This window comes from Candidatus Njordibacter sp. Uisw_056 (genome assembly GCF_047730085.1).
Lineage (GTDB): Bacteria > Pseudomonadota > Gammaproteobacteria > Pseudomonadales > Balneatricaceae > Njordibacter.
On sequence record NZ_CP159830.1, the window covers coordinates 2,005,479 to 2,029,393 of the forward strand.

Annotated in this window: 23 protein-coding genes; 9 read left to right on the top strand and 14 right to left on the bottom strand. The window is 44.9% G+C overall.

Annotated elements, in window-relative coordinates; genetic code table 11:
• The first annotated feature begins 1 nt into the window (after window position 1).
• Entirely contained in the window at window positions 2-877 is an 876-nt protein-coding gene (locus ABXT60_RS09610; RefSeq protein WP_443629930.1) for a prepilin peptidase, read from the top strand.
• A gap of 8 nt (window positions 878-885) precedes the next feature.
• Here ABXT60_RS09610 and msrP read toward each other — a convergent pair whose 3' ends face one another.
• Window positions 886-1,830, bottom strand: coding sequence for a protein-methionine-sulfoxide reductase catalytic subunit MsrP (msrP, locus tag ABXT60_RS09615; protein ID WP_443629931.1), 945 nt, complete (start codon window positions 1,828-1,830; stop codon window positions 886-888).
• On the bottom strand, window positions 1,820-2,401 hold the full coding sequence (locus tag ABXT60_RS09620; RefSeq protein ID WP_443629932.1) for a sulfite oxidase heme-binding subunit YedZ: 582 nt from the start codon (window positions 2,399-2,401) through the stop codon (window positions 1,820-1,822). Before ABXT60_RS09620 ends, msrP begins: the two co-directional genes overlap by 11 nt.
• Window positions 2,402-2,630: 229 nt before the next feature.
• On the opposite strand from ABXT60_RS09620, the gene ABXT60_RS09625 reads away from it, so the two are divergent.
• Window positions 2,631-5,363: an ATP-binding protein gene (locus ABXT60_RS09625; protein WP_443629933.1), complete on the top strand. Its 2,733-nt coding sequence runs from the start codon at window positions 2,631-2,633 to the stop codon at window positions 5,361-5,363.
• A 7-nt stretch (window positions 5,364-5,370) separates the two neighbouring features.
• On the opposite strand, the gene ABXT60_RS09630 is transcribed toward ABXT60_RS09625, so the two are convergent.
• Window positions 5,371-6,006 carry a response regulator gene (locus ABXT60_RS09630; protein WP_443629934.1) on the bottom strand — a complete coding sequence of 212 codons (636 nt, stop codon included), beginning with the start codon at window positions 6,004-6,006 and terminating at the stop codon, window positions 5,371-5,373.
• 325 nt (window positions 6,007-6,331) lie between these two features.
• Here ABXT60_RS09630 and ABXT60_RS09635 point away from each other — a divergent pair, with 325 nt between their 5' ends.
• Complete coding sequence (locus ABXT60_RS09635) at window positions 6,332-7,021, top strand: nitroreductase family protein (RefSeq protein ID WP_443629935.1); 690 nt, start codon at window positions 6,332-6,334, stop codon at window positions 7,019-7,021.
• A 33-nt stretch (window positions 7,022-7,054) separates the two neighbouring features.
• Here ABXT60_RS09635 and ABXT60_RS09640 read toward each other — a convergent pair whose 3' ends face one another.
• The 10 genes from ABXT60_RS09640 to ABXT60_RS09685 form a co-directional block, all read right to left on the bottom strand.
• Window positions 7,055-7,816 (bottom strand): amino acid ABC transporter ATP-binding protein, encoded by a 762-nt coding sequence (locus tag ABXT60_RS09640; protein WP_443629936.1) that lies wholly within the window; start codon window positions 7,814-7,816, stop codon window positions 7,055-7,057.
• Between the two features lie 3 nt (window positions 7,817-7,819).
• Window positions 7,820-8,794, bottom strand: coding sequence for an amino acid ABC transporter permease (locus tag ABXT60_RS09645; RefSeq protein WP_443629937.1), 975 nt, complete (start codon window positions 8,792-8,794; stop codon window positions 7,820-7,822).
• A 114-nt stretch (window positions 8,795-8,908) separates the two neighbouring features.
• Entirely contained in the window at window positions 8,909-9,739 is an 831-nt protein-coding gene (locus ABXT60_RS09650; protein WP_443629938.1) for a transporter substrate-binding domain-containing protein, read from the bottom strand.
• Between the two features lie 186 nt (window positions 9,740-9,925).
• Window positions 9,926-10,861 (bottom strand): pseudouridine-5'-phosphate glycosidase, encoded by a 936-nt coding sequence (locus ABXT60_RS09655; RefSeq protein WP_443629939.1) that lies wholly within the window; start codon window positions 10,859-10,861, stop codon window positions 9,926-9,928.
• A complete protein-coding gene (locus ABXT60_RS09660) occupies window positions 10,837-11,835 on the bottom strand; it encodes a PfkB family carbohydrate kinase (protein ID WP_443629940.1) in 999 nt (332 codons plus the stop codon). Before ABXT60_RS09660 ends, ABXT60_RS09655 begins: the two co-directional genes overlap by 25 nt.
• Window positions 11,799-12,542, bottom strand: coding sequence for a HisA/HisF-related TIM barrel protein (locus tag ABXT60_RS09665; protein WP_443629941.1), 744 nt, complete (start codon window positions 12,540-12,542; stop codon window positions 11,799-11,801). The genes ABXT60_RS09660 and ABXT60_RS09665 overlap by 37 nt, the downstream gene beginning before the upstream one ends.
• A 75-nt stretch (window positions 12,543-12,617) precedes the next feature.
• Window positions 12,618-13,811, bottom strand: a complete 1,194-nt coding sequence (locus tag ABXT60_RS09670) for a multidrug effflux MFS transporter (RefSeq protein WP_443629942.1) — start codon at window positions 13,809-13,811, stop codon at window positions 12,618-12,620.
• 25 nt (window positions 13,812-13,836) lie between these two features.
• On the bottom strand, window positions 13,837-15,171 hold the full coding sequence (locus tag ABXT60_RS09675) for a TRAP transporter large permease (RefSeq protein ID WP_443629943.1): 1,335 nt from the start codon (window positions 15,169-15,171) through the stop codon (window positions 13,837-13,839).
• A 5-nt stretch (window positions 15,172-15,176) separates the two neighbouring features.
• A complete protein-coding gene (locus ABXT60_RS09680; protein ID WP_443629944.1) occupies window positions 15,177-15,710 on the bottom strand; it encodes a TRAP transporter small permease in 534 nt (177 codons plus the stop codon).
• Entirely contained in the window at window positions 15,710-16,732 is a 1,023-nt protein-coding gene (locus tag ABXT60_RS09685; protein ID WP_443629945.1) for a TRAP transporter substrate-binding protein, read from the bottom strand. Before ABXT60_RS09685 ends, ABXT60_RS09680 begins: the two co-directional genes overlap by 1 nt.
• Window positions 16,733-16,987: 255 nt before the next feature.
• Here ABXT60_RS09685 and ABXT60_RS09690 point away from each other — a divergent pair, with 255 nt between their 5' ends.
• The 3 genes from ABXT60_RS09690 to ABXT60_RS09700 all read left to right on the top strand — a co-directional run bounded on the left by ABXT60_RS09690 (window position 16,988) and on the right by ABXT60_RS09700 (window position 20,381).
• Window positions 16,988-18,163, top strand: coding sequence for a p-hydroxyphenylacetate 3-hydroxylase oxygenase component (locus tag ABXT60_RS09690; protein WP_443629946.1), 1,176 nt, complete (start codon window positions 16,988-16,990; stop codon window positions 18,161-18,163).
• 26 nt (window positions 18,164-18,189) lie between these two features.
• Complete coding sequence (gene hpaD / locus ABXT60_RS09695) at window positions 18,190-19,044, top strand: 3,4-dihydroxyphenylacetate 2,3-dioxygenase (protein WP_443629947.1); 855 nt, start codon at window positions 18,190-18,192, stop codon at window positions 19,042-19,044.
• A 116-nt stretch (window positions 19,045-19,160) separates the two neighbouring features.
• Window positions 19,161-20,381: an NAD(P)/FAD-dependent oxidoreductase gene (locus ABXT60_RS09700; RefSeq protein ID WP_443629948.1), complete on the top strand. Its 1,221-nt coding sequence runs from the start codon at window positions 19,161-19,163 to the stop codon at window positions 20,379-20,381.
• Between the two features lie 22 nt (window positions 20,382-20,403).
• Here ABXT60_RS09700 and hpaR read toward each other — a convergent pair whose 3' ends face one another.
• The gene (hpaR, locus tag ABXT60_RS09705; RefSeq protein ID WP_443629949.1) at window positions 20,404-20,829 is read right to left on the bottom strand and encodes a homoprotocatechuate degradation operon regulator HpaR; all 426 of its coding nucleotides are present in this window, start codon (window positions 20,827-20,829) and stop codon (window positions 20,404-20,406) included.
• A 255-nt stretch (window positions 20,830-21,084) separates the two neighbouring features.
• Between hpaR and ABXT60_RS09710 the strand changes: the two genes are divergently transcribed.
• The 3 genes from ABXT60_RS09710 to ABXT60_RS09720 are packed head-to-tail and all read left to right on the top strand — an operon-like array spanning window position 21,085 to window position 23,915.
• Complete coding sequence (locus ABXT60_RS09710; RefSeq protein WP_443629950.1) at window positions 21,085-21,507, top strand: 5-carboxymethyl-2-hydroxymuconate Delta-isomerase; 423 nt, start codon at window positions 21,085-21,087, stop codon at window positions 21,505-21,507.
• Window positions 21,504-23,015, top strand: a complete 1,512-nt coding sequence (gene hpaE / locus ABXT60_RS09715; RefSeq protein ID WP_443629951.1) for a 5-carboxymethyl-2-hydroxymuconate semialdehyde dehydrogenase — start codon at window positions 21,504-21,506, stop codon at window positions 23,013-23,015. The genes ABXT60_RS09710 and hpaE overlap by 4 nt, the downstream gene beginning before the upstream one ends.
• 27 nt (window positions 23,016-23,042) lie before the next feature.
• Window positions 23,043-23,915 carry a fumarylacetoacetate hydrolase family protein gene (locus ABXT60_RS09720; protein ID WP_443629952.1) on the top strand — a complete coding sequence of 291 codons (873 nt, stop codon included), beginning with the start codon at window positions 23,043-23,045 and terminating at the stop codon, window positions 23,913-23,915.

The following is a 23,915-nucleotide window of genomic DNA, read 5'->3' on the forward strand; positions in this document are numbered from 1 at the left end:
AATGACTAATTACCCATTAATTGATGTGTTACAACAATACCCTCAATTTTGGTTAGTTAGCACAGCCTTGCTTAGCCTATTAGTTGGCAGCTTTTTAAACCTCGTCATCCATAGGCTGCCTATAGCAATGCAACAAGAATGGCAGCAAGAGTGTCGTGTATTACTGGAACTACCTGCAAGTAATCAACAGTTGTCAAGCCCGGCACTGGCGTCTATTGCATGGCCAGCGTCTCATTGTCCACAGTGCCAAACCCCATTAAAAGCCTGGCACAACATTCCTATCATTTCATATTTATTTTTACGTGGTAAATGTGCTTTTTGTAACACTAGCATTAGCCAGCGATACCCACTAATTGAGCTATTAACCGCCAGCTTAGGCCTGATGATTGCTTGGCTGTTAGGACCAAGCATAGCCACTGTAATGACGTTACTATTGATGTATATGCTGGTGGCCTTAAGCTTTATCGACTTGGACCATAAGTTATTACCAGACCAGCTTACCCTGCCTTTATTGTGGCTAGGCTTAGCCGTTAATTCATTTGGTTTAGTCACCGACCTACAGGGTGCATTTTGGGGTGCCGTAGCGGGTTATGTGTCTTTGTGGCTAGTTTATTGGGGCTTCCGTTTGGCTACTGGTAAGCATGGCATGGGCTATGGAGATTTTAAGTTACTTGCAGCGCTGGGCGCTTGGCTTGGATGGCAAGCCTTGCCAGTTATCGTTTTGGTTTCTGCCGTGGCGGGCATCATTGTAGGATTAGCACTGCGCATCAGAACACCACCAACCGACCCTCAGATGCCCTTTGGGCCATTTTTATCAGTGGGCGGTTTAGTTTATCTACTCTGGGGTGAACAACTGTGGCGTTTTTTTGGGTCTTGATAACTGCCTTAGTAAAAGTACAAACGGTTGTCTAAATCTGGGTACATATGGCCTACTTCGTCTGCGTAGCCGTTATATAACAGCGTGGGTTTACGGCCTAATTCACCAATAACCCGCTCGGTGGCTTGAGTCCACCGTGGATGATCAAACCGTGGATTAACGTTGGCATAAAAGCCATACTCACGCTTATTTTGTAACCACCACGTGTTCTGAGGCATTTGCTCCACTAATTCAATTTTAACAATCGATTTAGCGTATTTAAAACCGTATTTCCAAGGTACCACCAAACGGATCGGTGCGCCATTTTGTTGCTCTAAGGGCTGATCATAAATACCCGTAGCTAATAATGTTAACGGATTCATAGCCTCCTCTATAGTTAGGCCTTCAACATAAGGCCCACCAGCCCAATCAGCATTAGGCATTTGTTGCGCATCATTGAGCGTTGTGAAACGCACAAACTTAGCTTTACTATTAGGTTGAGCAGCGTCAATGATGTCTGCCAATTTAATACCGTTCCACGGAATCACCATAGACCACGCCTCTACACAACGAAAACGATACACGTGGTTCTCTATGGCATGCTCACCTTTAATCTCTTCGATGTCATAAAAACCGGGTTTATTTGCACCCTCACCGCCAATCTCCACACTCCAAGGTGAGGTCATCAGAGTTTTAGCTGCTTTTGCAGGGTCATCTTTGTTATAGCCAAATTCGTAGTAGTTGTTATAACCTGTAACTGTTTCATATGGCGTAGGTTTTAATGGTTGGCTCTGTGTTCCTGGCTGAGTAGACACAGGAGGAAACAGCTCATTGACCTCATCCGGCTTTTGTTGAAGCAGGCCATAGCCTTTGTCTAGCAGTGGCACAGCTAATACCCCCAGACCCGCAGCAATTAGAGTGCGTCGCCTTTTAAATACTTTTTCTGGTGTTATTTCAGACGACTTAACGGGCATGACGGTATCTCCAAAAAAGCAGTAAAATGAGGACTAAGCCCATAAATAGTGGCTCGAACATGGCCGTTTTTTGTGCCATAAAGTGATGAACGATGACCGCAGCAACAGCCACATAAGTGAGCGTATGGAGTAATTGCCATTTACGATAACCAAAGTATTTAACGGCGCGATGGTTAGATGTAATGGCTAAAGGAGTAAGCAAAATAAAGGCTAAAATACCTAATAAAATAAATAAGTTACCAGCAATTTCATCTAGCATTAGCTGCCAATCATAGTAGAATTCAAGAGTAATCCAAATGAGCAAATGCATCGTGGCATAGATAAAGCCCCAGACACCAATATTCCGTCGCATCGACAGATGACGCTTAACCCAATTAAAGCGCTGACTTAAAGGCGTAAAAAGTAGGCTGATGAGCAATAAATAAGCCCCATATCGACCTGTAAAATCCCGCAGGTCAGAGACTAGATCTGGCCCTTTTATGGCATCATACATACCCCAGATTAAAACCAGGCACAGGCCAATATTTAGCAGGTGTTTACGCGATGCTATGGGTATTCTGGGTACTCCCACAAACGACTCCTTATCCACTTATTTAATCCCTTATTTACAAAAAAATGCAGACATTAACCAGCACTAGCAATAATGTCCAAAAATTATAGCAGATAAAAATTACTTAGCATTGTAATAAATTGACCCGAAACCTTGAGCAACGCAACGCTCCTTTTATCTAAACTTGACCAGAGGCATATTGATGGGGATAATTTAACCCTATTGGATACTTGGTTAAAACCATAACAACATGGCTTTTTTCAACATAAACACACCACTTTGGCAGCAGCTCAGCTTAATTTTATTACTATTGATTAGTGCGGCTTCCAGTGCCAGTTCTATACCCAACTTTAACTTGACTGGTGATACAAACGTATCTAGCATAACTAGCTTACATTGGATGGACATCAGCAAAAAATCAACCCCCACCGAAGCTAAAGCTTCATTAGCTGATGGTGACCTGGTCATAGGAAATTTCAATATTCCTTTAACAGATGCCAGTCATTGGTTTGCTGTCACCCTCACTAACACCACTGATCACCCACTGACCCCTAGCTTATATATGCGCCAAGCATACCCAAACAAAGTGAACCTTCATTATATGCAAGAAGGCCAGTGGGTCACCCTCCTTAATGGGACAGATATTGCATTAAAAAAACGGCAGGTTGACAACCTGCCACCCATATTTAACCTCGCCCTAGATACTCAGGAAAGCCAAACTTTTTACCTTGAAGTTCATAGTAAAATAAAACTACTGATGATAGACATCAATTTAGGTGAAGCACAAAAAAGCGCCACTTTAAATTCGTTACATTTGACAATAATAAAAATATTTCTTGGTGCTGCACTTATAATTTCCTTAATCAATACATTGATGTACTGGTCTTTTAAAGACCGTATTTACATCTACTACACTGCCTATGTTCTAAGTTTTATTTCAGCGACCTTTGTGATCAACTCTTTTGACCTGTATTTCGATTGGCATATGCAGGATAGAAACATATTGTTTTTAACCTATCACAGCATGATCATTTTCATTTCTTTATTTATAGCAGAGGTGCTTCAAACTGAGCGTCGCATGCCTTGGATAAACTTTATATTAAGAGCCTGTCGGTGGTTAGCATTGGTTACTGCCATTTTAACGTTAGTTGATGGCAATTACTTCTCTTACACCATAGTTGCCTTTATACCTGTATCAACATTTTTTTTGGTCATCTTAATTTATGCCAATCTAGTGGGCAACTCTAGCGCAAACCTTTTGGCTATCGGTGTTGCCCTATTTTTAAGTGGTATTATTCTCAGCCAGCTAGTGAACTCCGGGGTCGTTCCTGTAAACGTAGTGACTGAGCATGGAAATATTATTGGATCCTTGGCAGAAATGATAATTTTTTCAGTCGCTTTGTTTAGACGAGTAGTCAACCTAAACGCAGCTAATACTGACTTGTTAAACCAAACTCAGGACGCTAAAAATAAGTTAGAAAAAACGGTGACACAGCGCACAGAAGAACTTAACCAAGCAAAGCAAGCAGCTGAGCAAGCTAACGAAGCCCGCAGTGATTTTTTTGCCAACGTCAACCACGAGATGCGCACGCCACTTAATGGTATTCTTGGCATGATAGAGATTATCAGTGAGCAGCAAGAAAAAATAATATCTACTCGGTATTTGAAAACACTGAAAACAGCCAGCCATCAACTCTCAAGCCTCATTAACAACGTGCTAGACCACTCTAAACTAAATCATCATGCAGAATTAGAAGTTCAAGTCACCAACTTCAATCTACTAGACCTCATCGATGAGTTAGAAGACATTTTTCTTAATATGGCCGAGGATAAGGGTATATTACTCAACCTTCAGGCGGCCGATGGCCTGTCTTTGGGCCGCCAAGGAGATTATATAAAACTTCGGCAAGTTCTCATTAATCTTCTGGGTAACGCGATCAAGTTTACCGATTCAGGGCAGGTTAAACTCATCATAGTAAAAGGCCCGTCAGAAGAAGACCTCATTTTTAGAGTTAGTGACACCGGTTGCGGCATTTCAGACGATCAAATTGAGCATATTTTTCATGCTTACAATCAAGTTTCAAGGAATACAAACTTCAGGCAATCCGGCACGGGTCTGGGGCTTGCCATTTCTAAAAAGCTAAGCCTTATTATGGGTGGCACCCTAGAGGTTAAGTCTGAGCTAGGAGAAGGTGCCCAATTTAACCTTTGTCTAAGACTCAAGCCCGTTATCTGGCGCGATAAAGATGACGCTAGTAAAGCTCACGCTATAAAGACCGTAGATCTATCCGATAAGTGTATTTTAGTAGTCGACGATTCTGAGATCAATCAGCAAGTAGTGAACGCATTTTTGGCATCTTCAGGAATTAGGTTAATTGCTGCTAAAAATAGCCAACAAGCCTTAGATCAATTTAAACAAGGGGGTATTGATGTTGTATTAATGGACTTGCACATGGGCACAGTTAATGGCATTGAAGCAATCCAAAACATAAGAAATTTTGAAACTAATAACAAGGTTGAACATTGCCCCATTGTAATGCATACCGCCGATACAGGGAAAGATGTGTTACGGCAAGCTCTCCACGCTGGCGCAGACCATTGTTTATATAAGCCTTACACTCAAATAGAACTACTCAGCATACTGTGTGATTTCTTTGAATTAGATTTTGATAGCCAAGAGATAGATGCGGTCGAAGTAACCAACATGAGGTCTGTGGTTGACAAATTTTTGGAGCACAGCAATATATCTCTTAAGCAATGTTACAGTCACATAGAGCTTGGAGACTTTGAGTCCTTAAGCCAAGAAATTCATCAAATGCTGGGTAGTTGCGGTGTGTTTGGAGCAACCTCTATGTATGCCACACTACAAAAGATGGAAAGCTTGTTGGATGAAAATAAACAGGAACCCTCTGCCCTATTGTTATTACTAGCAACGGCGACAGGCCAACTAAACATGTATCACCAAGCTGCACAGCAACCATAGTCTATGATTAGCTGGGTAACCCAAGTTGTTGAGCATATTCAACTAGTTGAACTGGACTAGGCGCTCTCAGCTTAGACATCACTTCGGCACGATGTTTTTCTGCAGTACGTGCACTTATTTTCAATACGCTGGCAATGCCTTTAGTAGATTCACCATAAGCTAAAAGCTTTAGCACTTGTCGCTGCCTTTGAGTCAGCCCCATATTGGAAATTTCATGCTCCATCATTACTCCAGACAGATGACTAGGAACCACAAATATTTGATCGCCTTTTAACACCGCCATAATGGCTTCTATAAGCGCCTGGTGGGAACCACTTTTAAACGCGTAACCATCAGCACCTGCAGACTTTGCTTTTACAATATCGGCGCCACTTTCAAGATTGCTAAGCATAAGAATCTTTATTTCTGGCCACTTTTGTTTCAGTATATAGGCCGTTTCATTACCATTAATATCAGGCATGTACATGTCTAGCAGCACTAAATCTGGTTGAAGGTTATCGAGGGCAGCAATGGCTTTTTCGTGGTTTTGGGCAGTACCCACCACATGAATGCCTTGCTCAGCCCCACGTGATTCAATCAAATCAGAAATAGCTTCTAAAATAAGCTCTTGATCGTCTACCAGAAACAGCCGTGATTTAGTCATGCGTCAATCTCTATTGCTAGCTCTATGAAACTCAAATCGTGATACAGTATTAAAATACGTATATCAATCAAGGTTACCCTCAGGAAGAGGCGCTGCATTATTGAGTTCAGTTAGTCCTAAGCGTGTTTTCAACTAAGGGCCTAACTCCTGCGGGCACTGCGAAAAAGGGTTCCAAGTTATAGTATTAGCTTACGGGACTAGTGCACCATCGTCATGGGTAGAACTACCTAGCTTTAGCGGCAAGGGTCATTTTTAGCCAATGAATTAATGGAGCTAGGTGTTACTATAGCATCATCATACTCACAGTATTAACTAGGAACCTGCTATGTTTGCACGAGAACAACTTTCCTATGAAGCAGTAAAGCTTGCGGCTAGGGCAGAAATAACCGATGAAAGCATGCAGAAGGCTGCTTTGGCTTATTACCAAACCATGAAAACGCGCCATACCGTGCGTGATTTTATTGACCGAGAAGTGCCAGAAGACGTGATTCAAAATTGTATTCGCACGGCAGGCTCTGCACCCAGTGGGGCCAACCACCAGCCATGGCATTTTGTGGCTATTCGCAACCCAGAAATAAAGCACGCAATGCGTCTAGCAGCCGAAGCCGAGGAAGAAAAGTTTTACGCAGGCGGTGGTGGTGATGAATGGATTAAAGCGTTAGAACCCATTGGCACTAATGCTGACAAACCCCATTTAGATATCGCCCCATGGTTAATTGTTATCTTTGCACAACGCTATGGTGTGTTTGACGATGGCACCCGTTTTAAAAACTACTACGTGCCCGACAGTGTAGGCATAGCCACAGGCTTTCTTATTTCTGCGTTGCACCATGCTGGCTTGTACAGCCTCACACATACGCCCAACCCCATGCGCTTTCTCAACAAGCTCCTTGGCCGCCCAAGCCATGAAAAAGCAGTGATGATATTAGCTGTAGGCCACGCCTCTGCGGACGCCACTGTGCCGGGTGTAGCAAAGATAAAAAAGCCATTAGAAGAAATTCTCACTGTGCTCTAGAAGTTAAAAATAAACCGCAAAGCATCACTCAAATTAGTGCACCAACACCTGACTAAGAAACTTTTTAGTGCGCTGTGATTGTGGGTTCTCAAAGAATGCTATGGGCTCATTCGCCTCAACAATTTTACCTTCATCCATAAAGATCACTCGGTCTGCCACTTGCTTGGCAAACCCCATTTCATGGGTAACCACAATCATGGTCATGCCGCTTTGAGCAAGGTCCATCATGGTGTCTAGCACCTCAGCTACCATTTCAGGGTCTAGTGCTGAAGTAGGTTCATCAAATAGCATCACCTTGGGGTTCATGCACAAGCTGCGCGCAATCGCTACGCGCTGCTGCTGCCCTCCTGACAACTGCGCTGGGTATTTGTCTGCTTGCTCAGGAATATTAACCCGTTCTAAATACCTCATGGCTATTTCGTGGGCTTCTACTGGAGGTACTTTATTAACCCACATTGGCCCTGCTGTGCAGTTTTCTAGAACCGTCATATGAGGAAACAGATTGAAGTGTTGAAATACCATACCCACTTCAGATCGAACTTTGTCAATGTCTTTCATGTGTTGATGTAACTCAACACCATTGACATTCACCGAGCCAGATTGGTGTGCCTCTAGGCGGTTTAAACATCTGATGAGTGTCGATTTACCAGACCCAGAAGGGCCACAAATAACGATACGTTCGCCAATATTAACCTCCAGGTCAATATTAGTGAGTGCGTGGAAATCACCATAGTATTTATTCATTTCCTTGATGGAAATAATTGGCTGTTTTACCTTCTGATTTGTTTTAGACATGACTTATCTCGACTGCCGTTTTTGGTATTTACGTTCGATACGAGACTGTATAAGTTCTAATACCATGGTCATCATCCAATACAGCATGGCTGCGGTAATGAGCATCTCCATGTGATTAAAGGTTTTGTTGCCCAATGTTCTGGCGAGAAACATGAGCTCCCATACCCCAATAACAGACACGAGTGAGCTATCTTTAAGCATCGCAATAAATTGGTTTCCAGTGGGTGGGATAATTAATGGAATAGATTGAGGCAAAATGATCTTGCGCATAATCAGGCTAAATTTGAAACCCAGTGCACGTGACCCTTCCCATTGACCCGCATCAATGCTCATAATGCCGGCACGGAATATTTCAGTCATATAGGCACCATAACAAAGAGACAAGGCAATAATGCCCGCAGGCACTGCATCGATGACGTAGCCAATTTGAGGAAAGCCTAAGTATATAAGATAGACCTGCATTAAGAGTGGCAAGCCCCGAAAAAATGACGTGTAAAAACTGGCAATAGCATATGCAAAGCCATTCGATGACATTTTGGCAACCGCCCCTATGATAGCGATAAACGAGGCGATTACTATGGAGATAGCAGACACATATAAGGTGGTGAAAATTCCTTGAGTCACCATGAACCAAATTTTACTTCGAATAAACTCAAAACTCAGGTCAAAGCTGTAAAAGAAGGACAAAAATAGAATGAGTAGCTCTATCCAAACGGAGATAACTTGAAGGCGAAAGTTAGGTATGAGACTGATTGCCAGTAGGTTTAAAACCATTAACACTGCCAACATAAAAGACGTTACAAAACGGCCATATAAGCCACTTTTGTCAGGCTCACCAAGGGCCGGTTCAAGTAGATGCCCAATGATGGACTGTGATGGGTCGAAGATAAGAAAACAAACTAGAACAGTAGCGAAAAGATAGGCTATAAATTTCGGTTGTCTAAGGAGCAGGTCTTCAGTAACTGTGTCCTGAATCAAAATTCGTTCCTACCTTTTAATAGTGCTAATGACTATTCAGGTTGTCTCAAATGTAACCGGGCATTACGAGTAATACCCGGGTTTACAGAGCATCCGAACAGGTCGGTTTTCTAGTTATTTAACTGTTGCGTAGTCTACGCCATACCATTTCTTAGAGATGGTGCTTAAAACGCCATCTGCTCGCATTGATGCAACAATACTGGCAACTTTTTCGTTAAGTTCACTATCACCCAAGTCAACTGTTACAGCCAGTGGCTCGTAGAAAATGGGAGACCCAACCACTTTAAGCGGGTAGCCGTTCTCAATCGCTTCTAAAATAGTGGGCAAGCTACTAACAACACCATCAAGCCGAACACCATCACCTAAACGAAGGTCGTCTAGCGCGATGACTGAGGTTTCATATGATCTAATTTCGGCATTATCAATTTGGAAATCAAATGCAGGCGCGCCTTCAGCATCAATAATGAGGTCATGCTGCAGGTAAAGTTCAAAAGTAGTGCCTGTGCCAGTGCCTACTTTCTTACCGTTTAGGCCAGAGAGCTGGGCTATGCCAGAGCTTGCATGCACTGCTACAGCAGCTGGTGTGTAATAGTAAACCGCAGGGAAAGACAATATTTCTGCACGTTGTTTAGTAGGTGTCATTGAACCCACATGCATGTCCCAACGGCCATACCAGTTACCAGCGGTGATTACGTCCCAGTTAGGCGTAATAAATTCAACTTCAGCACCCATACGTTTAGCAATTTCACGTGCAACATCCACGTCAAAACCATCCATTTCGTTTTGGTCATTAATAAACGACTGTGGCGGCCAGTTGGCATCAGTGGCTATTTTGATCGTTTTAGTGGACATAATTTTGTCCAAAACTCCACCAGCATATGCAGTGTTTACTGACAACAAGCCAGCTAGCAGTACCGTACCTAATACAGGTTTTAATAGTTTCATTTTGACATTTTCCTCATGTTTTTTATTTTAATGTGTTACCTAAGCCATCACCCAGCAAGACAAACCTGCTGTGCTTTGCTTCCATCGACTATACACCCGATCGTATCATAAACAATAGCATTTAAATGATTAAAGAGAAGCGGCCTAATGTAACGCAATTAAACAATACTGTTAAAAACATAATGGCTAAAGTTTGGCCAGTTCTGTGGCGATATTAGCCCCAAGACGGGCATTGTTTAATACCAGTTGGATATTGGCCGCCAAGCTTTCGCCTTGAGTCACTTGTGCAATTTTAGATAATAAAAACGGTGTGCTTTGTTTACCGTGGATACCCTGCTCCTGCATTTCCACAATGGCTTCACCGATGACCTGCTCTATGATCACTGGGTCCATGGCATAAGCATCTGGAATGGGATTAGCCACTACCACACCACCAGCCAAGCCCATGTGCCATTTTGCCGACAGTACTTGCGCTATGCTGGCTGCAGAATCTAAACAATAGTCCACCTCAAAGCCACTGCTTTGAGTATAAAATGCAGGCATTACCTTGGTTTTATAACCCACTACAGGAACACCATGGGTCTCTAGGTATTCTAATGTAAGGCCTATATCTAAAATAGACTTTACACCGGCACACACCACAGCGACCGACGTGCTGGCCAGTTCTTGTAAGTCTGCAGAAATGTCCATGGTTGTTTCTGCATGACGATGAACACCCCCTATGCCTCCCGTTGCAAATACCTTAATCCCTGCCATCGCCGCAATAATCATGGTGGAAGCTACGGTTGTAGCACCGTCTTGCTTTTGAGCCGCGATAAAAGGCATGTCTCGGCGGCTGGTTTTAATAACCTCAAACCCACTTTTGCCAAGGTGGGTAATTTGTTGTTCAGTTAAGCCTACGGTTAAGCGGCCATTAATAATGGCAATAGTCGCGGGTTCTGCACCGTTATCTCGCACTGCCTGCTCTACTAACATGGCTGTTTCTACATTCTGTGGGTAAGGCATTCCATGAGAAATGATGGTAGATTCTAAAGCCACAACAGGCTTATTGTTAGCCAATGCCTGTTGAATACGCGGGTGTATATCAAGGTAAGTGTTTAACTGAGTGGGGTTATGCTGCACGGGGTTTCCTTTAACATGCGAAGTAGTAATTCAGGTGTTAGGTGAGGGCTAATAGTGGTTTCGCTGGCCATAGCAATTTGAGCACATGCCAGCGCACTCGCTGCAGCATGCTGGGCATCACTGCCTTGCAACCACGCACTGCCTATGGCGGCCATCATAGCATCTCCAGCACCATTACTATTGACTATATGAGTTGCTTTTACAGGCGCGCTAGGCGCCATAATAAAGCTTTGAGAGGCATCACTATAAAGTAAGCCCCTTGAACCTAGGCTTAAGTATAAATGCTTTACGCCTTGGTGCATAAACCAATGGGCTAAGTCTAGTAGCTGCCGGCTGTTAGGGTTTTCACCAAGGTGCACACCAGAGATGGCTTGGGCTTCTATTAAATTAGGCTTAAGGCTATGTATGTGTGATAAAAATGGGGTTATGCGAGTGGCTTTAGTAACAGACACCGTATCTACAAAAAAATGTTGTTGTGGCAGATTTTTAACCAAAAACGCCAAACAGTCTGGCGCCAAGTTGGCATCTAGCACCACCATTGACGCAGCGGTTAATTGTGGCAAAAACGCCTGTAGTTGGGTTGCACCAAACTGATCAATCAACGTCATGTCAGCAATAGCAACCTGCATGTCACCCGTTTCATCAACAATTGATAAGTAGGTTGAGGTGGATTCGCCTGCTAGGGTTGCCATACCGTCAGTGTTAATGCCCAATTGCTGACAATGACGCCTAAGAAACGTACCGTTGGCATCATCCCCTAAAGGCGCCATTAACTGGCAAGACTGGCCCAGACGAATAAGGTTTTCAGCTATATTTCGGCCCACACCGCCAGGGCTAGATGACACTTTACCAGGGTTAGACGTGTGCTGCTTTAATTGCTTTTGGGGTGCGCCCAAGAGGTCTATGTTTGCGCCACCAACGACCACACAGTGAGGTTTTATAAGAACTCCGCATGGCTGTCTGGCTGCTGGCACACGGCTAACGCATCTACAAGGGATACTGCCCCATTCATAAGCGCACGGCCTACAACAACCCCTGCGATGTTAGGCAACATACGCAAAGTAGAAATATCATCTAAGGTTTTCACCGCACCACTTGAGATCACTGGAATATGCAGTTCATCTACCATTTTAGTCGTAATAGCAAAGGTGGCTTCGGGGTGATCATCGTCAAGGTCTATATCGGTATAAATAATAGCGGCTACTCCACGCTCTTGCAGATCCAGAGCAATTTCCAAAGGTGTGTAGATGGTTTCCTCGGTCCAACCATGGCACATTACTTTATTTTGGCGAGCGTCAATAGACACAACCACTTGACCTGGGTACTGGTTACATAATTCGTGTAAAAAATGTCGATCTTCTATGGCTGCAGTGCCTATGACTACGCGTGAGGCGCCATGATCAAACCACCAGCGAGCACCCTCTATGGTGCGGATTCCACCGCCCACTTGTACCGGCACATCGACGGCTTGAATAATGTCTAACACCGCTTTGTGGTTGTCATGACCGCCTCGCATTACGTTATCTAAATCCACCACATGCAGCACTTGGGCACCATTTGCAACATGCTGCTGTGCTGCCTGTAGGGGAGTAATGTCATAAACAATGGGATCTTGCATGTGGCCACGGCGTAAATTAACACAACGGCCCTTTTGGATTTCTATGTCTGGATAAATAACCATCTTTGAACTCCTATGTATTCACCTTCTTCTAGCATACTCTGCCGTGGCAAAAAATCCAGCGTTAAGGGTTCTACATCAACCTTTAGCAAGGAGTTTAGGCGGCTTGTTAAGGTAGAGCATGGCTACAAAAGCTGCCCAAGAAGTCACTGCAAAACCAAGCACCAAAGGCAACACCGTTCCATCAAAAGACATCCCCACCCACATACCAATGGGCACCGACACCAAGGTAGAACAAGAGCCAACAACTGAAGCGCCCATGCCCGCAAGCTTACCTAGGGGTTCCATGGCTAGGGCATTAAGATTGCCGAAGCGGAACCCAACGCCAAAGAAAATAATACTACACAAGGCCATAAATTCGCCTAAACTTGGGCCTGTCGCTAGGCTTTGGGCGTAGAGATAGAAAGCCACACACGCAATCCCAGTGATCACATTAGTCACTTGCACCAGAGCATACATTCCAAAACGCATAACCAACTTTGCATTGAGCAGCGATGCCATTATGGTAGGCAGCGCCAAAACGCCAAAATAAAGTGGGAAGGCTTCCCCCACACCATATACTTGTTGGAATATTTGCAAGCTTGAACTCAGGTAGCCCATAAAGGCACCTAGCACTAAGCCAGCCACAAAGGAGTACCCCGTAGCAATGGGATTCACCAACACTTGCACCATGGTGTGCCAGAGTTTTTTAGGGTGCAAGGACAAGCGGTTTTCAGGCTTTAGTGTTTCATCTAAGCGCACATAGACCCATGCAAACATTACTGCAGCAAACACCACATAGAAGCCAAAAATCCACTGCCACGGACCAACCAGCAAGATACCTTGCCCCACTAAAGGCGCCATAATAGGCACCGCCATAAATAACGTCATGGCAAAGGACATAGTCCGCGCCATGGCTGCACCACTAAAGCAGTCTCTCACTAAAGCCACCACCATTACCCGTGGCCCTGAAGCACCAAAACCCTGTAAAAAGCGCCCAACTAACATCATTTCCAAAGACTCAGCCCAAACACTAATAAGGCTGCCCAAACAAAAAATTCCTAAACCCACAAATATACTGCGCTTGCGGCCATAGGTATCAGACACTGGGCCATAGACCAACTGGCCCAAAGCATGGCCTACAAAGACACTGGTCACCACTAATTGAATAGCGTTGCCATTGACACCAAAATCTAACGCCATACGGCCTAATGCTGGCAGCATAGCATCTGTTGTGAGGGCCACCATGGCCATAAGTAAGGCAATAATAAAGATGAATTCGCGTTGGCCCATAGACACTTTCGACCTTCTCACTGTGCTAGTTTGCCATTAAATTAGGCAGCCAAAGCACCAACCCAGGAAGCAATATAAGGGTCATTAAACGCACAATATCAACAATCCAAAACGGCGTTACACCACGGAATATGGTACTTAGCTTAACGTCATCAAGCATGCTTTTCAGTACAAATACATTAAGCCCCACAGGCGGCGTAATGAGGCTAATTTCAGTAATCACCACAACAATAATACCAAACCAAACTAAGGCCATATCTGGGTCCATTAAGGCTTCGGAGTAATCGCCTAAATCAAGCCCCAATACCAAAGGATAAAATACCGGCACGGTTAGCATAATCATAGATAAGCTTTCTAGCACTGTGCCTAGAATTACATAGACCAGCATAATAAGCATAATGACGGCGATAGCTGATAAGTCAAAAGACACTACCCACTCTGATAATAGCTCTGGCAGGCCAGCAATATTAACGTAGTTTGAGAAGATTTCTGCACCAATTAAAATCACAAAAATCATAGTCGTAGTGCGAGCGCTCTCAACGAGGGTGTCCATTAACGATTGTAGGCTTAAACGGCGCCGAATTAAGGCAATGAGAAAAGCACCAGAAGCACCAATGCCAGCCGCTTCTGTAGGCGTAAAAATGCCCCCATAGATGCCACCAATCACCAAGGTAAACAAGCCTAATACGCCCGACACACCCCAAAGCGCTTGCAAGCGTTTAGGCCATGAAAAGCGCTCCCCTTTGGGGCCTTTTTCTGGTTTTAAGGTTACTGTTACCAGCACAGCCACCAAGTAAAACAACACCCCTAATAGGCCTGGCAAAATACCCGCAATAAATAGTAAACCAATATCGGTTTCGGTCATAATGCCAAAGATAATAAGGATAACACTGGGCGGTATTAAAATACCTAAAGTGCCTCCAGCAGCAATACAGCCTGCCGCTAAACCTTCGTCGTAACCGTATTTTTTCATCGGTGGCATAGCGACCTTAGACATAGTGGCAGCAGTCGCTAAACTAGAACCACACACCGCACTAAAACCACCACAAGCCACTATTGTAGCCATCGCTAAGCCACCCCGACGATGGCCTAAAAAAGCATTAGCCGCGTTATATAACTCATCAGACAACCCTGCTCTACTTACAAAATTTCCCATTAAAATAAATAAAGGCACTACCGAAAGGCCATAATTAAGGCCAGTGTCATAGGTGATTATAGTGGCCATGGCCAAGGAACCAGAAAAACTAGTCATTAAACCAAAGCCCACAAACCCGACAAGGCCCATAGCAAAGGCAATAGGCATACGCACCAAAATGACCAGGGTGAGCATGGCAGCAAAGGCAATTAAAGATTCATACATGTTAACTATGCTTTTCTAGAGGGAGGTAACACGCCTGCGCGGGCATATTGCCAAGTGAGTAATAGAGCAAGCACACTGCTCATCCCTAAGGCAATACTAATATAAAAGTACACGGGCGCGGTAGGTAAATATAGCATGGCGGTTCGGTCACCATAGTGCACCGACTCAAGGGCTTTGTTCCATACTTTATAGCTAATGCCAGCTAAAACAATGGTGGTGATTAACGCAATAGCCACATCCCTTAACCAAGCAAAAAAACGCGGCACAAAAGCATCAATGAGATCGACAGTAATATTCTGATCTTTGGCGACAACTAAAGGCAAGGCCGAAAATATGATCGCAGCTAACAGCAGTTCAGTGATTTCGAAGCTACCATTTACTGGAGAATTAAAGCCATAACGGCCCACCACGTCCACTAAGGTGATTAGCATTAAAACCAACAAAAAGGTGGCCGCTAGGCCACCCAATATACGCTGCAGCACAAACTGCATAAAGGGACCAGACTTTAATGTCCGGCCACTTAACTCACTAAGTGACATTACTCAGCCGCCACCTTAGCAATTTCTGCACGTAAATCAGCCATTACTGCTGCACCATCAACACCTAAACCATTGGCGGTAGCAATCCAGTCGGCTTCCAAGTGGTTTGTTGCTGCTTGAATTTCAGCAACAAACGCATCACTTGCGTTTATAGTTTCAATACCTGCAGCATCCATAGCAGCTTGACCTAGAGCATCATGCTTATCCCAGCCTTTACCAGCAATACGCGCAAAGCTTTCACCCGAAGTACGCATTAGAGCCGCTTGATTTTCAGCACTTAGGCTGTCAAATTTAGTAGGGTTCATGGTTAAGAAGAAGCTCGTATTATATAAACCACCTGGCACGGTTGTGGCATGTGACAAGAGTTTGGTTAGCTTAAATGACTTAATAGATTCAGTGGGTAAAAAGGTGCCGTCAGCAACCCCACTAGACAGCATTTCATAGTTTTTAGTTGCAGAGGCTAACATTGCTGTCACACCCAAGGCCTTGGCTGCATTACCTGCAACACCACCACCCACACGGAACTTTAAGCCTTTCATGTCGGCAACACTATTAATTGCACGCACATTGTTGTGGATTACACCAGGCCCATGGGACATTAACCCCAAAAGTACAGTGCCTTCATGCTCGTTAACAGATTCAAGGTGCTTCTTATAAACGCGCCAATAAGCAACAGACACATCCTCTGCACTGTCACCTAAGAAAGGTAGCTCAGTAGCTGCAGTCAGTTTAAAGCGTCCTGGCTGGTAGCCATGCACACCATAAGTAATGTCGGCAACGCCATCTTTGGCAAGGTCATAATGAGCTGGCGGTGCACCAAGAGGCTTAGGTAAAATCCGAATTTTAAGTTCACCACCACTTTCAGCTTCTACAGCCGCAATCCAAGGTTTAATAATACTTGCAACCACAGGGTGTTTAGGTGGCAACCACGATGATAACAATAGGGTTTCAGCAGCCGTGGCTACTGTGGCTGCGCCAAGCATAATACCCGTGGCCATGGTGGCAACGATTAATTTTTTCATGTAATCCTCCGATTTTTATATTTATCAGTAAAACAATAAAACAGTGATTGCGATCACTCATTTGGTTTCAGCATACACGCGATTAACTTCACATGTAAACTATACTAAGCGCTAATGTGATACTTTTTTACATAGGCTTTATTTTTTGTGAATCATTTGTTTAATCTTGCGGCACCATAAAACAGTTGCACTGCTTACTCATTAATAGTTAATATGTTAACTAAGTTATTAAAACAATCATTCAGGCCATCAACCATGACATCTTCTAGCCAGCTGATCAGCGCCTTACAAGATATTTTGCCCACTATTGCTGCTAATGCCGATAAAGCAGAATCCCTGCGCATGACGCCACCAGAGAATATTGCTTTATTAAAACAGATTAAATTTTTGCGCGCTTTTCAACCTAAAGCGTGGGGGGGGTTAGAACTGTCTTTGCCAGAGTTTGCTGAAGCCGTAGCAACGCTAGCTGGTGCATGCGCCAGCACAGCCTGGGCGGCCAGTTTACTGTGCACCCATAGTCATCAGCTGGGCCTGTTTTCAAAACAGGCCCAGGAAGACGTGTGGGGGCAAGACCCAGAAGCCACGATAAGTTCGAGTATTGCGCCTTTTGGTAAGACCACAGAAGTAGAGGGTGGTGTGATGTTTAGTGGCGACATGAGTTGGAGCAGCGGTTGCGACCATGCTCAGTGGGCAATTATGGGATTTATTCGTGCCGGTGCCACCGCAGACCCTGCCCCACACCAACACTTTGCCCTAGTGCCGCGGGCAGACTACGAAATTATTGATAACTGGCATGCCATGGCCATGAAAGGCTCTGGCACCAAAACCCTTAAAGTGCACAATGTATTTGTTCCCGAACATCGCATCGAGTCTGCCAAAGCCCTAATGACTGGCCAGTCCAGAGGGTATGGTATGTACCCAGACAGCAGCATCTTTTTTGCCGCCTATCGACCTTATTTTGCCAGTGGTTTCTCTGCCGTAAGTTTGGGCATTGCCGAACAAATGATTCGTTGGTTTACCGAGCGCTCTAAAACCCGTGTACGCGCTTATACGGGCGCAGAAGTTGGCAAAGACGTACCCGCCTACATGCGCTTAGCAGAATCAAAACACCAAATTAATGCCGCCCGCGCCCTGCTAGAAAAAGACTGGCATGACCTAGCACAAATGGGGGTTCAACACGCACTACCTAATGCCGACCAACTGGCTCAATGGCGAACCAACCAGGCGTATGCGGTTAAAATGTGTGTTGCTGCAGTAGATCGTTTGTTTGAATCTAGTGGCGCTAATGCATGGTTTTTAACCAATGAAGCTCAGCGATTATTTAGGGATTCACACATGACTGCTGCCCACGCCTATACTGATTATGATGTGTGTAAACAGATCTATGGCCGCCACTTAGTGGGCCTAGAGCCCGACCCTCGCTTGCTTTAACATCGTACCTACCAAAGGAGAAAACCATGGGAAACATCGTCTTAGCCGCCAAAATTACTCACGTACCTACCATGCTCATGTCAGAGCAACCGGGGCCTATATTTGGCAAACGTAAGCAAGCCATCGATGGCCATAGAGAAATTGTAGCCCGAGCTAAAGCGCTGGGAGCCGATACTGTTATTGTGTTAGACACCCATTGGCTAGTAAACGCTGGTTATCACGTCAACTGCGCAGCCAGCTTTAAAGGCAACTACACTAGCCATGAGTTTCCCCATTTTATTCAAAACTTAGAATACAAGTATGACGGCAACCCAGAGTTAGGTGACCTTATCGCCGAAAAAGCCCAATCCAAAGGGGTGCATGCCCTTTCCCATCAGCTTGAGTCATTAACCTTAGAATATGGCACCCTAGTGCCCATGCGCTATATGAATGAAGACTCATCCTTGAAGGTGGTGTCTGTGGCAGCTTGGTGCAGCGTGCACAGCATTGAATCGTCACGGTTAATGGGCCAAGCCATTAAAGAAGCCGTAGAAGAAAGTGATAGCAAGGTATTATTATTAGCCTCTGGCTCTTTGTCTCACAAAATATGGGCCAACGAAGACTACGCCGCTAATAACGGCACCTTTACCATATCCAGTGAATTCAACCGCCAAATGGATCTGCATGTTTTGGGTTTATGGACCCGGGGTGACCACGCCACCTTCCTAAAAATACTGCCTGAGTACGCTCAAAAGTGTAACGGCGAAGGCGGCATGCACGATACGGCTATGCTTTATGGTGCATTAGGCTGGGACCAGTACCAAGGCAGAGGTGAGATCATTGGTGAATACTTCCCTAGTTCTGGCACCGGACAAGTGAATGTGGTGTTTGAGCCAGATTAAACATCTAGCGTGCACCCCAAAAACCCAGATCACCTAGCCTCTTGATGGTGCCTATACAGGAGCCTATAATCCCTCCAACGTGTTATTGACGTATTAACCCCAGTGTAATTTTAACTATGATTGAAAAAGACATTATTGTTGTGGGTGGAGGAGCCTCTGGCTTTTTTGCTGCCATTAATATCGCAAAACAAGCACCCCACTTAAAGGTCGCTATTTTAGAACGCGGACAAAAAGGCTTAACTAAAGTTAAAGTGTCTGGGGGAGGCCGATGCAATGTCACACACGCAGAGTTTGTTCCTTCAGAATTGGTGCACAATTACCCTCGTGGTGAAAAAGAATTATTAGGCCCTTTTCACCAATTTATGACAGGCGATACCATTGCTTGGTTTGAAGAACGCGGCGTAGAGCTAAAAATCGAAGAGGATGGACGTATATTTCCTGCGTCAAACTCGTCACAAACCATAGTGGATTGCTTTTTAAATGAAGCCAATAAATATCATGTAGACGTGCTCTACAGCCACTCGTTGAAATCCCTTAAACATGCAGACAGCCTCTTTCAACTAGACACAACTAAAGGCCATTTTTTAGCAAAAAAAGTAGTCATCGCTACCGGTAGCAGCGCCAAAATGTGGGGTCTTTTAGAAGGCTTAGGGCACACTGTGTCTAAAGCAGTGCCCTCTTTATTTACATTTAAAATAAGTGATGAGCGCATAAGGGACATACCTGGCGTTGTCGCAGAAAACGTAAACGTTAAAATACTGGGCACAAACCTAACCAGTGAAGGGCCTTTACTTATTACTCACTGGGGCATGAGCGCCCCTGCTATTTTAAAGCTATCCGCGTTTGGTGCCATAGAAATAGCAAAACGCGAGTACAGATTTAAAATAGAAGTTAACTTTATACGGCAATCATTTACCGACTGCTTAGACGTATTAAAAAACTCAAAACAAGCGCTTGCTAAAAAAATAGCATTTAAGTCTACCCAATTTAATTTACCTAAACGGCTGTGGCATAAACTCGTTTTAGCATCCAACATTACCGAAGATGCCCGATGGGCCGATATCAATAAACTGCAATTAGAGACACTTGCCAAACAACTCACACAGGCGGTGTTTAATGTGCAAGGTAAAAGCACATTTAAAGAGGAATTTGTGACTGCAGGAGGCGTATCCCTTAAAGAGATCAACTTTAAAACCTTCGAGAGCAAATGTGTACCGGGGATTTACTTTGCAGGGGAAGTGTTGGATATCGACGCCATCACTGGTGGATTTAACTTTCAAAACGCATGGACAGGCGCACACATTGTCTCGCAAAACGTTGCCAAGGGCCTAAGTTAGAGGAGCACCCAAGCCTGCCTTACTACCTAAGCTCTACCACATCATGCAGAAGATCTAATAAATCACTCATCTTTTGAGCACCATACTTATCGTTGAGGCCCTGATAAATCACCTGCACTTCTGGTGTAACCGACTCGATTAACGCCGCACCTGAAGGCAAAATAGCCAATAATACTCGGCGACCATCTTTGCCATCAGCACACCGTGTAAGCATGTTTTTTTGCTCTAAGTGCTTAATAATTCGGGTGAGGCTAGGGGCCAGTACACAAGCGCTTTTCGCCAGTTCCTTAGCATCCATTACGCCATTTTCGTGTAACACTCGCAATACCCGCCACTGCTGGTCAGTCACATCATGGTTTTTAAGCACTCGCCGAATAGGAGACATCACAGTTTCCCGTGCTCTTAATAGAGCCAAGGGCAAAGCACGGTCTGTTTTGGTGGGCTGCATAGTGAATCTCTAAGGGTTAAGGTAACGGTTAAAGAAAGGGTTAAGGTGGAGATTACTAGGCATTATACGGGCTTAGAACACATTACTAAACAAGTTAACCACCTACCTCTGGGTTAAACCTCTAAATCCCATCTCTGAAAGCGCCAGCAGTATGCATTTTTAAGAGGAATCATAATTTGCATCATATTAATAATTTAGTTAACATATTAATTAGTTTGCTGTAGCCAACAGCCGGCACAACAAAGAGATAAGACCATGCCACACGTTACCATGGAATATTCCGCCAACCTCGAGCCTCAGGTTGATTTTGATGCCTTATGCCGCGCCATCCATACCACTGGCATCGCCACTGGCTTATTTGAACTGGGTGCGGTGCGCGTGCGCGCGGTAAAATGTGATCACTACGCTATAGCCGATTTACTGCCGCAAAACAGCTTTATCGACACCTCCATTCGCATTGGCTTAGGCCGCAGCCAGGCGGAAAAAGAACGCCTTGGCGAAGCCATTAATGCCACCATGAACAAATTTTTAGCAGCACAATTAAGTCAACCTTACTTTGCCCTTTCCATCGAAGTGCGAGAAATTAACACCCCACTCAGTTGGAAAAGTAACGCCATGCATCCCCGTATTCGTCACCTTGCCAAGGCCTCTAGCTTAGATAAAGGAAACACAGAATGAGCAGTTTCGAACAAAACCAAAGCGATGCAGCTGGCTACTTACGCCAGTTTAGTAATGGCGTGTTAAACCACATCAACGGCCAACAACAAGCGGCATTAGATCACACTTGGTTTGAGAGCTTATCGCCCATAGATCTAACCCCCCTTGCTAAAGTAGCCCATGGCAAAGCAGCCGACATACACCTTGCTGCACAAGCCGCACATCACGCGTTTACGCCATGGGCCGCCATGGGCGGTAAACAAAGACAAAAGGTTCTTCACAAGGTAGCAGATGGTATAGAAGCTCGCGCTCATGAAATTGCGCTATTAGAATGTATCGATACCGGTCAGGCCATTAAATTTATGACTAAAGCCGCCCTCAGAGGCGCAGAAAACTTTCGTTTCTTTGCCGACAAAGCCGTACAAGCCCAAGATGGCCAATCGCTGTATGCCCAAGGCCAAGTCAACGTCACTAAGCGTTACCCCATAGGCCCTGTGGGTGTAATTACCCCGTGGAATACGCCATTTATGTTATCCACTTGGAAAATTGCCCCAGCCTTGGCTGCAGGGTGCACTATTGTGCATAAACCCGCTGAATTTTCACCCTTAACAGCTAATTTATTAGTGCAAATTGCTGAAGATGCGGGCTTACCTGTTGGGGTATGGAACCTGGTGAACGGCATGGGAGAAGGGGCAGGTAAAGCCCTCACCGAGCACCCATTGATTAAAGCCATCGCCTTTGTAGGTGAAAGCCGCACTGGTTCGTTAATCCAAAAACAAGGTGCAGACACCCTCAAGCGTGCTCACTTTGAATTAGGTGGTAAAAACCCCGTATTGGTTTTTGCAGATGCCGATTTAGACAAGGCCGCTGATGCCGCTGCCTTTATGATTTACTCACTTAATGGCGAACGCTGCACCTCGTCTTCTCGCCTATTGGTAGAAGACAGCATCTACGACACTTTTTGTGCCATGGTGGCAGACCGCGCCAAGCGTATTAAAGTGGGTCACCCACTGGATCCAAGCACCGTGATTGGCCCACTTATCCACCCAGAACACGAAGCCAAAGTATTATCCTACTTCGCAGCAGCCAAAGCTGAAGGCGCTACCATTGCCGCCGGAGGCAAGAAAGTGGCGGGGTTAGCCGGCTGTTATGTGCAACCCACACTCTTTACCCAGGCCAATAACTGCATGCGTATCTCTCAAGAAGAGATCTTTGGCCCTGTGCTCACAGCCATTCCTTTTAAAGACGATGCCGAGGCTGTAGCCATAGCCAACGACATTGAGTACGGCTTAGCAGGTTACCTGTGGAGCCAGAATGTAGAACGCTGCTGGGCCATTGCTGACCAACTGCAAGCGGGCATGATTTGGGTTAATTCTGAAAACTCACGTCACTTACCCGCACCTTTTGGTGGTGTTAAAGCCTCAGGCATTGGCCGTGATGGCGGCGACTGGTCATTTGAATTTTATATGGAAACCAAGAATATTTGTTTTGCTATGGCCGGGCACCAACCCCCTCAGTTGGCCAAATAATTAGGCGTAAAATACACAGGAATTAGCATGAACACTTACCCAAAATTTGCCACTGTTACGGCACACCAAAAAAGCCACTATGGCATCGTTACAGACACCGGTTTTATAAGCCTAAGCAACACCTTTGGCAAACAATACCCTACGCTAAAAGACGTCATTGAGGCCGGTCAATTACACGTGTTAGAAGGTGCTGCCAAGGGCCAAAGTGATGACTTCAAACTGGGTGAATTCAACTACCAAATTCCCATCAATAACGCTGAAAAGATTATTTGTATTGGCGTTAATTACCCCGCCCGTAACGAAGAATACAAAGATGGCCAAGAAGCCCCCCCTTTTCCGTCCATGTTCATTCGTTTTGCCCGTTCATTTACTGGCCATAACACCCCACTGGTGCGCCCAGAGGCGTCTAGCCAATTAGATTACGAAGGTGAGGTTGTCATTGTCATTGGTAAAGGTGGCCGCCACATCCCTAAAGACCAGGCATTAGACCATATTGCTGGCATTAGCCTATGCAACGAAGGAACTTTAAGAGACTGGGTACGCCACGCTAAGTTTAACGTGACCCAAGGTAAAAACTTTGATTCTAGTGGTGCTATTGGCCCATGGATGGTGGCTTACAAAGATGAAAGCCAAATTGCAGACATTCGCTTAACCACTAAGGTTAACGGTGAATTACGCCAAGAAGATCGAACCAGCCGCATGATGTTCGATTTTCGTTACATTATTAACTACATCTCTACCTTCACCACCTTGGCCCCTGGTGACATTATTGTCACTGGCACCCCCACAGGCTCTGGTGCACGCCTAGATCCACCTGTGTATTTAAAGCCTGGTGACATCATAGAAGTGGAAGCCGAAGGCATTGGTTGCCTGCGCAACAGCGTGGTGGACGAGGTTTAA